Origin of the sequence: Thermolongibacillus altinsuensis, from assembly GCF_004341205.1 — a bacterium.
Classification (GTDB): Bacteria; Bacillota; Bacilli; order Bacillales; family Anoxybacillaceae; genus Thermolongibacillus; species Thermolongibacillus altinsuensis.
The window spans coordinates 16230-29003 of sequence record NZ_SLUL01000003.1 but is presented as its reverse complement, the minus strand read 5'-3'; the positions used below and the strand labels follow the sequence as shown (position 1 = coordinate 29003).

The 12774-nt window shown below is 41.7% G+C and carries 12 protein-coding genes; 5 read left to right on the top strand and 7 right to left on the bottom strand.

Going from position 1 to position 12774, the window contains the following annotated elements:
* Positions 1 to 11: 11 nt before the first annotated feature.
* A complete protein-coding gene (gene acsA, locus EDD69_RS03070; protein ID WP_132947709.1) occupies positions 12 to 1730 on the bottom strand; it encodes an acetate--CoA ligase in 1719 nt (572 codons plus the stop codon).
* A gap of 166 nt (positions 1731 to 1896) precedes the next feature.
* Between acsA and EDD69_RS03065 the strand changes: the two genes are divergently transcribed.
* The 3 genes from EDD69_RS03065 to EDD69_RS03055 are packed head-to-tail and all read left to right on the top strand — an operon-like array spanning position 1897 to position 4366.
* Positions 1897 to 2529 carry a GNAT family N-acetyltransferase gene (locus tag EDD69_RS03065; RefSeq protein ID WP_132947501.1) on the top strand — a complete coding sequence of 211 codons (633 nt, stop codon included), beginning with the start codon at positions 1897 to 1899 and terminating at the stop codon, positions 2527 to 2529.
* A gap of 20 nt (positions 2530 to 2549) precedes the next feature.
* Positions 2550 to 3194 (top strand): acetoin utilization AcuB family protein, encoded by a 645-nt coding sequence (locus EDD69_RS03060; RefSeq protein ID WP_132947500.1) that lies wholly within the window; start codon positions 2550 to 2552, stop codon positions 3192 to 3194.
* Positions 3191 to 4366: an acetoin utilization protein AcuC gene (locus tag EDD69_RS03055; protein ID WP_132947499.1), complete on the top strand. Its 1176-nt coding sequence runs from the start codon at positions 3191 to 3193 to the stop codon at positions 4364 to 4366. Before EDD69_RS03060 ends, EDD69_RS03055 begins: the two co-directional genes overlap by 4 nt.
* Before the next feature lie 35 nt (positions 4367 to 4401).
* Here EDD69_RS03055 and ccpA read toward each other — a convergent pair whose 3' ends face one another.
* Both ccpA and EDD69_RS03045 read right to left on the bottom strand, forming a co-directional pair.
* Positions 4402 to 5400 carry a catabolite control protein A gene (ccpA, locus tag EDD69_RS03050; RefSeq protein WP_132947498.1) on the bottom strand — a complete coding sequence of 333 codons (999 nt, stop codon included), beginning with the start codon at positions 5398 to 5400 and terminating at the stop codon, positions 4402 to 4404.
* A 215-nt stretch (positions 5401 to 5615) separates the two neighbouring features.
* Complete coding sequence (locus tag EDD69_RS03045; RefSeq protein WP_132947497.1) at positions 5616 to 6698, bottom strand: bifunctional 3-deoxy-7-phosphoheptulonate synthase/chorismate mutase; 1083 nt, start codon at positions 6696 to 6698, stop codon at positions 5616 to 5618.
* A gap of 162 nt (positions 6699 to 6860) precedes the next feature.
* Here EDD69_RS03045 and pilM point away from each other — a divergent pair, with 162 nt between their 5' ends.
* Entirely contained in the window at positions 6861 to 9008 is a 2148-nt protein-coding gene (pilM, locus tag EDD69_RS03040) for a pilus assembly protein PilM (protein WP_132947496.1), read from the top strand.
* Here pilM and ytxJ read toward each other — a convergent pair.
* From ytxJ to EDD69_RS03025, 3 genes are read right to left on the bottom strand one after another with little or no spacing between them, the layout of a single operon-like run.
* Positions 9003 to 9332 carry a bacillithiol system redox-active protein YtxJ gene (gene ytxJ, locus EDD69_RS03035; RefSeq protein WP_132947495.1) on the bottom strand — a complete coding sequence of 110 codons (330 nt, stop codon included), beginning with the start codon at positions 9330 to 9332 and terminating at the stop codon, positions 9003 to 9005. The two genes, pilM and ytxJ, sit on opposite strands and share 6 nt — an antisense overlap.
* A complete protein-coding gene (locus EDD69_RS03030; protein WP_132947494.1) occupies positions 9319 to 9651 on the bottom strand; it encodes a YtxH domain-containing protein in 333 nt (110 codons plus the stop codon). The genes ytxJ and EDD69_RS03030 overlap by 14 nt, the downstream gene beginning before the upstream one ends.
* Before the next feature lie 12 nt (positions 9652 to 9663).
* Positions 9664 to 10059: a DUF948 domain-containing protein gene (locus tag EDD69_RS03025; RefSeq protein ID WP_132947493.1), complete on the bottom strand. Its 396-nt coding sequence runs from the start codon at positions 10057 to 10059 to the stop codon at positions 9664 to 9666.
* Positions 10060 to 10210: 151 nt separating this feature from the next.
* Between EDD69_RS03025 and EDD69_RS03020 the strand changes: the two genes are divergently transcribed.
* Entirely contained in the window at positions 10211 to 11326 is a 1116-nt protein-coding gene (locus EDD69_RS03020) for an aminopeptidase (RefSeq protein WP_132947708.1), read from the top strand.
* Between the two features lie 55 nt (positions 11327 to 11381).
* Here EDD69_RS03020 and murC read toward each other — a convergent pair whose 3' ends face one another.
* Positions 11382 to 12683: a UDP-N-acetylmuramate--L-alanine ligase gene (gene murC / locus EDD69_RS03015; protein ID WP_132947492.1), complete on the bottom strand. Its 1302-nt coding sequence runs from the start codon at positions 12681 to 12683 to the stop codon at positions 11382 to 11384.
* Positions 12684 to 12774: the final 91 nt, after the last annotated feature.

Sequence of the window (12774 nt, the reverse complement as noted above, 5' to 3'; positions counted from 1 at the left end):
CCCTTTTCACATTAATCCTCCATAGTCGATAAATCCCCTGTTGGCAAGTTCAACTCCCACGCTTTTAAGACGCGGCGCATAATCTTTCCGCTTCGCGTTTTCGGTAACTTGTCGCGAAATTCAATTTCACGCGGCGCAGCATGTGCAGCCAATCCTTTTTTGACGAAGTTTCGAATATCTTCAATTAATTCTTCGGAAGGCTCGTACCCATCGCGAAGAGAAATGAACGCTTTAATAATCTCACCGCGCACCGGATCTGGCTTTCCGATTACCCCTGCTTCGGCAACGGCAGGATGTTCGACTAGTTTACTTTCCACTTCAAACGGACCGACGCGTTCACCCGCTGTCATAATGACATCATCGACTCGCCCTTGGAACCAGAAATATCCATCTTCATCCATATAGGCAGAATCCCCAGACACATACCAGTCACCTGGCAAGAAATACGACTCATATTTTTGCGGATTGTTCCAAATCGCGCGCATCATTGATGGCCAGCCTTTTTTGATTGCTAAGTTTCCCATTCGATATGGCGGAAGCTCATTTCCTTGATCATCGACAATTGCTGCTTTAACGCCTGGAATCGGTTTCCCCATCGATCCCGGCTTAATTTCCATACACGGATAGTTACAAATCAGTTGGGCTCCTGTTTCTGTCATCCACCACGTATCATGAATGCGACAATTAAACACTTTCATTCCCCAGCGCACAACTTCTGGATTCAATGGTTCACCGACGCTTAAAATATGGCGCAACGAACTTAAATCAAATTTCTTGACAAGCTCGTCCCCTGCACCCATCAACATACGAAACGCCGTTGGAGCGCTATACCATACGGTAACACCGTAGTCTTCAATCGTTTTATACCACGTTTCTGGATTAAAGCGACCGCCAAGAATGACGTTCGACGCTCCGCAAAGCCACGGACCAAAAATGCCGTAGGATGTTCCTGTTACCCAACCTGGGTCTGCCGTGCACCAGTATACGTCATCTTCTTTTAAGTCTAATACCCATTTTGCTGTCTGATAATGTTGAATCATCGCATTGTGGACATGCAATACCCCTTTTGGCTTTCCAGTGGAACCAGAAGTGTAATGCAAAATCAAACCGTCTTCACGGTCCACCCATTCAATATCAAAATGTTTGCTTGCCGCCTGCATCCGCTTTTTCAAATCAAAAAACGGCCCTTCTTCCTTAATGTCTTCGCCGACTAAAAACACATATTTTAACGCTGGCAATTCATCAACAGGAACGCGCGGAAGAAGCTCAGGGGTCGTAATAAGCACTTTCGCTTCGCTATCCTCCAGACGATCGCGCACCGCTACTTCCATAAACGCTTCAAAAAGCGGACCGACAATCGCACCTAGTTTAATGGTCCCTAACACAGAAAAGTATAGTTCTGGAGAACGCGGCATAAAAATAAAAACACGATCTCCTTTTTCAACATTCGCTACTTCTTTTAATACGTTTGCTACTTTATTCGAAAACTCTTTCATTTCTTTAAACGTATACTTTTCTTCCCTTGTTGCATCACGGTAATAAAGCGCCACTTTGTTTTTGCGAAACGTTTCGACATGGCGGTCGATCGCTTCATATGCCATGTTCACTTTTCCTGTTTCATACCAAGAAAAATTTTTTTCTGCTTCTGACCAATCAAATGTTTTGTACGTCTCTTCGTAGTTTTTCAAATTGAAATCCCCTTGAATGACTGGTAGCGCTTCCACTTTTATCATTCCCAAACTCCCCCTTGTGTAAAGTCTTTACATTTGTATTATATTATAACATTGTCAATTTCTCAATTTTTAAAAAATTTAAATTTGTATATATTGTGAAAACGCTTTAAATTTTATTTTTTTATGTATAATGGAAATAAGATCATATGTAGGTGGTGAATGAATGGAACATAAAAAAACATATAACGCCAAACAGTTAAAAACACCGAAAGGAACGCTCATTATTGAAGGTCCCATTCCGCCAGAAAAATTAGCGAGCTACGAATTTCATCATGACTTAACCGCCTTTCGCCAGCCAGAACAACAGCATAAAGCGCTCATTGAAATCGCAGCTCTTCCTGAAGGAAGAATCATCATTGCTCGACACGGTCAAACCATTGTTGGATATGTTACCTTTTTATATCCAGATCCTCTTGAAAGATGGTCGCAAGGAAATATGGACAATTTAATTGAGCTAGGCGCCATTGAAGTCATCCCCGATTTCCGCGGATATGGCGTCGGGAAAAACTTACTAATCGTAGCGATGATGGATGATGCGATGGAAGACTATATCATTATTACAACGGAATATTACTGGCATTGGGACCTAAAAAGAACAGGGCTAAATGTATGGGAGTATCGAAAAGTAATGGAGAAAATGATGAATGCAGGGGGACTTGTTTGGTATGCGACGGATGACCCAGAAATTTGTTCGCATCCAGCCAATTGTTTAATGGCTCGAATCGGCAAACGTGTCGATCAAGAATCCATTCAAAAGTTTGACCGACTTCGCTTTATGAATCGGTTTATGTATTAACAGACAAGGGGGATGGGAAAATGATTGTTGAGCAAATTATGAAAACGAATGTCATTACATTAAAAGCATGGAATACAATCGCCGATGCAATGAACATCGTAAAGCAAAAAAAAATTCGTCATCTTCCAATCATCGATGATGAAAACCATGTCATTGGCATTGTAACCGATCGTGATCTCCGCGATGCAAGTCCGTCCATTTTCCATGCAAATGAACATTTAGAAGACTTGCAAAAACCGCTTAGCACCATTATGAAAACAAATGTCATCACTGGACATCCGCTTGACTTTGTCGAAGAAATTGCTGCACTCTTTTACGAGCACCGCATTAGCTGTTTGCCCATTGTGAAAGAACAAAAACTCGTTGGCATCGTGACAGAAACCGACTTGTTGTACACGCTCGTACAATTAACTGGCGCTCATCAGCCGGGATCACAAATTGAAGTAAAAGTGCCGAATCGAGCAGGAATGCTTAGTGAAGTTGCCTCTGTTTTTCAAAAAAGAAATATCAACATTTCGAGCGTGCTCGTTTATCCTGATCAAGACGAACGTTACAAAATTCTCGTTTTCCGCATTCAAACGATGAACCCGATGGCGATTATTTCTGATTTACGAACAGAAGGTTACCACGTTTTATGGCCGAACCTGCCGGGGGTTTCATCATGAGCAAAAACAGCGTATTCGTCTACTCTGATGCATTTCAAACATATAAATTCCACGATCGCCATCCCTTTAATCAATTACGTGTCAAATTGACATACGATTTATTGCGAAAAATAAACGCGCTTGACGATGCGCAAATTGTTGAACCGCGCATGGCAACCGATGAAGAACTAGCTCTTGTGCACGATCGCGATTATATCGAAGCTGTAAAAATGGCAGGAAAGGGGAAACTCTCTGAAGAAGTCGCCTTAAATTACGGCCTCGGTACAGAGGATACACCCATTTTTCCAAATATGCACGAAGCGAGCGCTTTGCTCGTTGGCGGAACGCTTACAGCGGTCGATTATGTGTTATCTGGAAAAGCGAAGCATGCGTTAAGTTTAGGCGGCGGACTTCATCACGGTTTTCGAGGCAAAGCCTCAGGATTTTGCATCTACAACGACAGTTCTGTCGCGATTAAGTATATTCAAGAAAAATATCAGCTTCGCGTCCTCTACGTGGATACAGATGCCCATCATGGCGATGGCGTTCAGTGGACGTTTTATGATGATCCAAACGTCTGTACATTTTCCATTCACGAAACAGGCCGTTATTTATTTCCTGGAACAGGAAACGTTAATGAACGCGGACAAGGAAAAGGATACGGTTATTCTTTTAACATTCCTGTCGACGCTTTTACTGAAGATGAATCATGGCTCGATGCTTATACGCAGGCGTTGCGCGAAATTGCCGATTTCTTCAGACCAGATGTCATCTTAACCCAAAACGGTGTAGACGCTCATTATTACGATCCGCTTACTCACTTATCAACCACAATGCGCATCTATCGCGAAATTCCAAAACTTGCGCATGAAATCGCTCATCAATATTGCGACGGACGTTGGATTGCCGTCGGTGGTGGCGGGTACGACATTTGGCGGGTCGTTCCGCGCGCTTGGGCGTTGCTCTGGCTTGAAATGACTGAACAATCAAACATTTCTGGACCTTTACCGAAAGAATGGATTGATGAGTGGCAAAAGCATTCTCCAGTTCCGCTCCCAACGGAATGGGACGATCCAGATGATTTATATCCGCCTATTCCACGTAAAGCTGAAATTACGGAAAAAAATGCGCAAACTGTGATGAAAGCACTTCAACCAATTCGAATCAACAAACAAAAGCTGAATTTATTGTAAAACAAAAGAGGCTTTTTGAAAGCCTCTTTTTACTTTTACTTCGTCGATTCACGGTATTCAATTCGGTGTGGCAAAACAACGATGTGGTTATCGACACGTTCTTTATTCATATATTTTGTAAGAAGGCGCATCGCGACAGCTCCAATATCATACATTGGTTGAACAACCGTCGTTAACTTTGGACGAACCATCGTCGCTAAACGCGTATTATCAAATCCGACCACTTCTAGCTGTTCTGGAATATTTACACCACGATCTTGCGCACCATGAATGACTCCGAGCGCCATTTCATCTGTACCAACAAAAATGGCAGTTGGCTGTTCAGCTAATTCCGCAATCTTTTCATAAGCCTCTATTCCAGAATCGTATGTGTAGTCTCCTTCGACAATCAATTGTTCATCGTAAACAATTCCTGCTTCTTCTAATGCCCGGCGATAACCAGCCAGTTTTTTCAAACCATTGATCGGATCGTTCAATGGCCCTGTTACGTAGGCAATTCGTTTATGTCCTTTATCAATCAACATTTTTACCGCATCGTATGCTGCTTGTTCATAATCAATATTCACAGACGGAATGATGTTATTTTTTTCGATTGTCGCCGCTAATACGATCGGAACAGGCGATTTTTTAAATTCTTCCACATGCTCCTCGGTAATATCTCCGCCCATAAATAAAATACCATCTACTTGTTTTGCGAGCATTGTGTTTAATAAGTGCAATTCCTTGTCTTTATTTTGGTCGGAGTTGCTTAAAATAATGTTATATTTGTACATCGTAGCGATATCTTCGATTCCTCGAGCCATTTCGGCAAAGAAGATGCTCGAAATATCAGGAATGATGACACCAACAGTTGTCGTTTTTTTGCTCGCAAGCCCTCTCGCAACCGCATTTGGACGATAACCTAATCGTTCAATAACTTCCAATACCTTTTTTCGCGTTGATGGTTTGACGTTTGGATTGCCATTCACCACTCGCGAAACCGTTGCCATTGACACATTGGCTTCACGTGCCACATCATAGATCGTTACATTCATCGTATGTACACTCCTTTTTTTCTTATTTTTCATCTATTATCAATCGGCGATTCGCATATACAACAAATTTATGTAGAAATATGATACGATACATTATAGGCAATAAGCAACGTTTTCACAAATAATTTGCAAATGTTTTCATAAATTTAGATGAAAAAAGCTGACTAGCTCGATTACATGACAGCAATGAGCTCAGTCAGCTTCCTTTGATTCATTTATGCTCTTACCATTTGTTTTTGAAAAGCTTTTAATTCCTCCATAAATTCATGGAACTGTTCAATATCCATCTGCTGAGCGGAGTCGGATAGTGCAACAGCTGGATCAGGATGCACTTCAGCCATGACGCCGTCCGCACCGATGGCCAATGCTGCTTTTGCGCACGGCAATAATAAATCTCTTCTTCCTGTCGAATGCGTTACATCCACCACAACAGGTAAATGCGTTTCTTTTTTCAAAATTGGAACAGCGGAAATGTCAAGCGTATTGCGCGTCGCTTTTTCATATGTGCGAATGCCGCGTTCGCACAAAATAATTTGACCATTTCCTTGTGACATAATGTACTCGGCCGCATTGATAAGCTCTTCAATCGTTGCCGCTAAACCGCGTTTCAATAGCACAGGTTTATTCACTTGACCTGCTGCTTTTAACAGCTCGAAGTTTTGCATGTTGCGTGCTCCGATTTGGATCACGTCAATATAATCTAACGCTTTTTCAATATCGGCTGGAGTGACAATTTCACTAATAACCGCTAAATCAAATTCATCGGCAATTCGTTTTAAAATTTTTAACCCTTCTAGCCCTAATCCTTGGAAATCGTAAGGAGATGTACGCGGTTTATATGCTCCCCCACGCAACAACTTTAATCCATGCTGTTTGATTGCTTTCGCTACCTCAGCCACTTGCTCGTAGCTTTCAACGGCGCATGGCCCCATGATAAAATATTGCTTGCCATCACCGATTTTTTCGCCTTTTACATCAACAATCGTATTTTCTGGTTTTTTCTTGCGTGAAACGAGCAGCGCTTTACGATGGTCATCTTCTTGCAACTCTAATCCTGCCTTGAAAATCTCTTTAAAAATATGTTTTAATGTCGCCGTTTCAAACGGCCCATCATTATGTTCAAGAATTAAATCAAGCATTTTTCTTTCGCGAACCGGATCATAAAAATACGTCCCTTGCGCATCTTTAATTTTTCCGATTTCTTGGACAAGTCGACCGCGCTCGTTAATCAGTTTTAACAACTGCAAGTTCAACTCGTCAATCTTTGCCCTCAATTCATCTAATCGTTCGTTGCTCATCGATCTCATCCTTTCTTTATATATGCTGAAAAATATGGTACATTTCTATATAATTAGAGATTATTATAAACGAAATGGATAAACTTGTCACCCCTTTATTTATTAAACGCTTTTAAGCGATAAAGCATTTTATGATTCTTTAAAAAAGAAGGTGAGGCGTTCTTGATTTTCGCATTAGACATCGGTACTCGCTCAGTAGTTGGAATTATTTTAAAGGAAGAAGAGGGACATTATCAAGTAATAGATATCGTCATCAAAGAACATGAGGAACGCGCCATGCTAGATGGGCAAATTCATGACGTGCTAGCCGTCGCCCAAGTCATCACTGACATTAAACAAACATTAGAAGAAAAACATGGCCCGCTTAAGCGAGTATGCGTTGCCGCAGCAGGACGAGCGTTAAAAACAGAAAAAGCAAAAATATCCATTTCGATTGTTGGAAAGCCGCTGCTTACAAAAGAAGATGTCACTTATTTGGAATTAGCCGCTGTACAGCAAGCACAAGCTTCCCTTGCCGCTCAGTCGACAACAGAAAAAAGCCATCATTATTATTGCGTCGGCTACTCAGTCGTTCGTTATGAAATTGACGGTGAAGAAATCGGCAGTCTCATTGACCAACAAGGAGAAGAGGCAAGCGTGGAAGTCATTGCGACGTTTTTACCGAAGCTTGTCGTCGAGTCGCTAATGGCTTCCTTGCAGCGTGCTGGACTTGAAATGGAAGCGTTAACGCTTGAACCGATTGCCGCCATGAATGTTTTAATTCCACCGACGATGCGTCGCTTAAATGTCGCCCTTGTCGATATCGGAGCTGGTACATCCGATATTGCCATTACGGATCTTGGTACGGTCGTCGCTTACGGAATGGTGCCAATGGCTGGTGACGAAATTACCGAAGCGATTTCTGACCATTATTTGCTTGATTTTCCGCTTGCCGAACAAGCCAAACGCGCATTACATACAAACGAAACGGTCACCATTACCGATATTCTCGGATTTGAAACGGAAGTGCCGCGCGAAGAAATGATTGCGGCCATTTCTGATGCGATTGATCGTCTTGCCAGTGCAATTAGCGAAGAAATTTTAAGATTAAACAATCAAAAAGCTCCGAAGGCCGTCATGCTCGTCGGCGGTGGAAGCTTAACGCCAGAGCTGCCAAAACGATTAGCTGAAAAATTAGGACTTCCTGAAAACCGTGTCGCTATTCGCGGCATTGATGCTATTCAAAGATTATCCATCGACAAAGAGGAAATGAAAAATCGTCCAGAACTCGTCACACCAATCGGCATTGCGATCGCCGCTAAACAGTCGCCGATTCAGTACATTACCGTCCATGTCAACGAACAAGTCATTCGTCTATTTGACATGAAAAAACTAACCATTGGTGACTGTTTGCTAGCCGCCGGCATTCAAATCAATAAGTTATACGGCAAACCTGGGATGGCTTGTGTTGTCACACTAAACGGCAAAGTCATCACCTTGCCAGGAACATATGGTGAACCACCGCTTATTTTGAAAAACGGGGTACCTGCATCGTTCGATACCGAAATCGTGGACGGCGATCGGATCACGGTCGAAAAAGGAAAAGACGGTTCCCCTTCATCGATTTGCTTAAGCGATTTACTCGAATCTTTGCCGACGAAACGTGTCATCATCAATCAAAAAGAGTATACTGTTCAAGCAACTGTTTATCAAAATGGGCAACCTGCATCCTTAGATGCAAAAGTGAACGATCGTGATGAAATCGTCGTCCATATGCCTGAGACGATCGAACAGCTTCTTAAAGCGACAAACAATATTCATTTGCTTCATGCACTGCAGCCGTTTACCTTTCAACTAAATGGGAAAACAATCGAATTACATGAATGGGCAGGGAAAGTTTATCGTAACGGAATCGAGTGCAAGCCGTATTCTTCCTTTGATGATGGCGACAACATTGAAATTATAAACGCAACTGAACCAACCGTTAAACAATTTGCTGAGGCAAAGCAAATTCAACTTTACTATACCATCCCAATTCTATTTAACGGCAAAATGCTTTCCTTAACCAAACCCGTCGCCGAACTGCACCGTGACGGACAGCCATTGCATGAAGATGATCTCATTCATCACGGCGATGAATTAGAACTGATTGAACATAAGATCGAGCCATTTATTTTTCAAGATGTGTTTAAATATGTGCAAGTAGACATCCCTGCAACATCGTCAATGAAATTTACTCTTTTAAAAAACGGAGAACCGACTACCTTTTACGACCCTCTTGCTCCAGGAGATCGACTAGAAATTGTTTGGGATGAAAAAAAGCAGCTATGATTCATTCATAGCTGCTTTTTTCATTTGTCCGTATGTGATATTCCAATGGGAAGCGTGCCATTGAACGCGATCATCAGCAATAAAAAGCACTTGCGGAGACTCATGTTTAATTTGAAATGTTTCCGCAATATAATTCGATAACGGGCGCGCTTCTTGGACATATAAATAATACGTCTCGATGTCTGAATGATCTTTGGCAAAGCGTTCAAATTCACCCCATGCATTTTGGCTAATCGGACACGTTAAGCTATGCTTCATGAGCAAAAACGGACGATTTTGCTTCTGAATGCTCTCAAATTGTTCAATCGTTTCAAGCTTTTGCACGTTCGTCACCTCGCTGTTCAAAAAGCTGTTCAGCATCAGCGACCGCTTGTTCCGTTTCCTTTAATAATTGTTCAACATCATTGACATTCGGAATCGGAATGGAAATGCTCGGCGAGGAAGACGCTTCCTCTTCCTGTTTTTCATTCTCGAATAAGGTTGTTACTTTTTGCCTCACTGCTTCTTGCATATTTTTTAGATCTGTTCGTTTTATTTCATCCAACCATTGCTTTCCGCGTTCACTTGATAAAAAGAGCGCTGCTGCCGCTCCCGCGATTCCGCCAACAATAGCTCCGAATAGAAAAGAACCATTTTTCGCCATGAATAGCCCCCCTTATTTATTCTTCTTTTCCTTCCATTTTTCCCATATTTCTAATAATGCATTTCCCCATTGCACCACTTGGGCCACTTTTTGTTCATTTGCCGTTAATTTTTTTGTCAATGAGTCATTGAATGTTTGAACGGTTGCCCCTACTTGCTTAACAGCATCAAATACAGCATTGAGGCTCTCGACTTTTTTCTGCACATCATCGGCAACGGCGTTTGTCTTATGTAATAATTGTGTCGTTTCCGTTCCGATTTCATTCATTTGTTTTTCAATTCCCTCAATCGTTTTTGTTAAACTTTGCAGCATCCCTTGTACCGTTTTTAATGTTTTGACGAGATAAATCACTAAAATAAAAAAGGCGATCGCAATGAGAGCTACGCTTAAATATAAAATGACGTTCATGTATGTAACTCCTTTCTGCCACATTCAATGTAACATTCGACAAAAAACGAAAAAATCCTGCAAAAAATGCACTCATCAATAAACCATTCAACAAACTCCTTCGAATCGGTTACAATAAAAACGTACATACTTTTGAATGGAGGAATCGATGGTGAAAGATCCACGCATTGAAAAACTTGCAAAAAATTTAATTAACTACTCTCTTCGCCTGCAAAAAGGCGAGAAAGTGTTAATCGAAAATTTTGGATTGCAGCGAGAACTCGTCATCGCTCTCGTCCGCGAAGCATATGCAGTTGGAGCGTATCCATTCGTTTTGCTAAAAGATCATCAAGTGGACCGCGCTCTTCTTCTCGGCGCACAAGAAGAACAATTCGAGATGATGGCAGAGTTTGAAGCGAATGTCATGAAACAAATGGATGCGTATATCGGCTTGCGCTCAGGGGATAACATTAATGAATTCGCTGACGTTCCAGACGATAAAATGAAAATTCACGGCAAAACGATCGGCCAAAAAGTGCACCGCGAGATTCGCGTGCCAAAAACGAAATGGGTTGTTCTTCGCTATCCGAACCCATCGATGGCACAATTGGCGAAAATGAGCACGGAAGCATTTGAAGATTTTTACTTTAACGTTTGCAACCTTGACTACAGTAAAATGGATAAAGCGATGGACCCGCTTGTTGAACTAATGAACAAAACAGATCAAGTGCGCATCACCGGTCCGGGAACCGATTTAACTTTCTCCATCAAAGGCATTCCAGCGATTAAATGTTCTGGCCAAATGAACATTCCAGATGGAGAAGTATACACGGCTCCTGTTCGCGATTCGGTTAACGGTACGATTACGTTTAACACGCCATCTCCATACCAAGGATTTACGTTTGAAAACGTCAAACTGACATTTAAAGATGGAAAAATTATTGAAGCCACTGCAAACGATACAGAACGCCTTAACAAAATTTTGGATACGGACGAAGGCGCACGTTACATCGGTGAATTTGCAATCGGCGTGAATCCATATATTCAATACCCGATGCAAGATATTTTATTTGACGAGAAAATTGACGGCAGCTTCCATTTCACTCCTGGCCAATGCTACGATGAAGCTTACAACGGCAACCACTCCAATATCCATTGGGATATGGTAATGATTCAACGCCCTGAATACGGCGGCGGTGAAATTTACTTTGACGGCGTGCTGATCCGCAAAGACGGACGCTTCGTCATTCCAGAGCTAGAGCCATTAAATCCAGAAAACTTAAAATAAAATAACATAAATCAACAAACTGAAATGAGGCAGGAGATGTTCCTGCCTCATTGTTTTATGCATGAACCGTTTGTTCATACGCCTCTTGAAATTTTTGGATATCTCCTGCTCCCATAAAAATAAGAACCGCACCTTCATGCTCTTTTAGCATCGCAATATTTTCTTCATCAATTAAGCGTGCGTTGGCAATTTTGGCACGTAAATCTTCAATGGATAATTTGCCATGATGTTCGCGCGCTGAACCAAAAATATCGCATAAATATACTTGATCCGCTGTCTGCAAACTTTCCGCAAATTCGTTTAAAAATGCTTGCGTACGCGTATACGTATGCGGCTGAAAAATAGCCACAATTGGACGATCCGGATATTTTTGTCTTGCCGCATCAATCGTTGCCCGAATTTCCGTCGGATGATGCGCGTAATCATCAATTAAGATTTGATTACCAAGTTGTTTTTCACTAAAACGACGTTTCACACCTTGGAATGTTTTAAGACGTTCTTGAATAACCGCAACATCGATTTCCTCATAATGGCAAAGAGCAATAACCGCAAGCGCATTCAATACGTTGTGATCGCCGTGGCGCGGAATTTCGAACGAAGCAAAAAACGTGTTGCGGACAAATACGTCAAACGACGTTCCTTCCGTTGTTTTTACGATATTGCGCGCTTGAAAATCATTATCTTCGCCAAATCCATAAAATAAAACAGGCACTTTTGCTTGAATTTTTTGTAGATACTCATCATCTCCACAGGCGATAATTCCTTTTTTCACTTGAAGCGCCATTTGTTGAAAGGCAGAAAAAACATCTTCAATATTTGCAAAATAATCAGGATGGTCAAAATCGATGTTCGTCATAATCGCATAATCTGGGTAATAAGAAAGAAAATGGCGACGATATTCACATGCTTCAAATACGAAATATTTGCTTCCCTCTACTCCTTTTCCAGAGCCGTCACCAATTAAATATGAAGTTGGATATGCCCCTTGCATCACATGCGCCAACATCCCTGTTGTCGACGTTTTTCCGTGCGATCCCGTAACCGCAATGCTTGTAAACTTTTGCAAAAACTCTCCTAAAAAGCGATGATAGCGGATGACAGGAACACCGAGCTGATGAGCTGCTTCAATCTCTTCATGAGTATCCGGAAAAGCATTTCCTGCAATTACGACATACCCTGGCTTTATATTTTCTTTATTAAATGGTAAAATCGGAATTCCACGTTCTTCTAACGCTGCTTGCGTAAAAAAACGTTTTTCAACATCAGATCCTTGCACCGTATATTTCATGTCATGAAGAACTTGCGCGAGCGCACTCATTCCTGTCCCTTTAATTCCAACAAAATGGTAAATAGTCATAAAAAAACCTCCACCAACAATCGTTGATCTGTAACACAGTATATGAAACTCATCTATTTTTGCCATCGTCAAGCTATGTAACAAGGTCCAT

Excerpts from the sequence above, each read along its gene's own strand:
- EDD69_RS03045 (WP_132947497.1), bottom strand. The coding sequence starts at position 6,698 with ATGAGCAACGAACGATTAGATGAATTGAGGGCAAAGATTGACGAGTTG.
- EDD69_RS03025 (WP_132947493.1), bottom strand. The coding sequence starts at position 10,059 with ATGAACGTCATTTTATATTTAAGCGTAGCTCTCATTGCGATCGCCTTT.
- EDD69_RS03060 (WP_132947500.1), top strand. The coding sequence starts at position 2,550 with ATGATTGTTGAGCAAATTATGAAAACGAATGTCATTACATTAAAAGCA.
- ccpA (WP_132947498.1), bottom strand. The coding sequence starts at position 5,400 with ATGAATGTAACGATCTATGATGTGGCACGTGAAGCCAATGTGTCAATG.
- EDD69_RS03030 (WP_132947494.1), bottom strand. The coding sequence starts at position 9,651 with ATGGCGAAAAATGGTTCTTTTCTATTCGGAGCTATTGTTGGCGGAATC.
- murC (WP_132947492.1), bottom strand. The coding sequence starts at position 12,683 with ATGACTATTTACCATTTTGTTGGAATTAAAGGGACAGGAATGAGTGCG.
- EDD69_RS03055 (WP_132947499.1), top strand. The coding sequence starts at position 3,191 with ATGAGCAAAAACAGCGTATTCGTCTACTCTGATGCATTTCAAACATAT.
- EDD69_RS03065 (WP_132947501.1), top strand. The coding sequence starts at position 1,897 with ATGGAACATAAAAAAACATATAACGCCAAACAGTTAAAAACACCGAAA.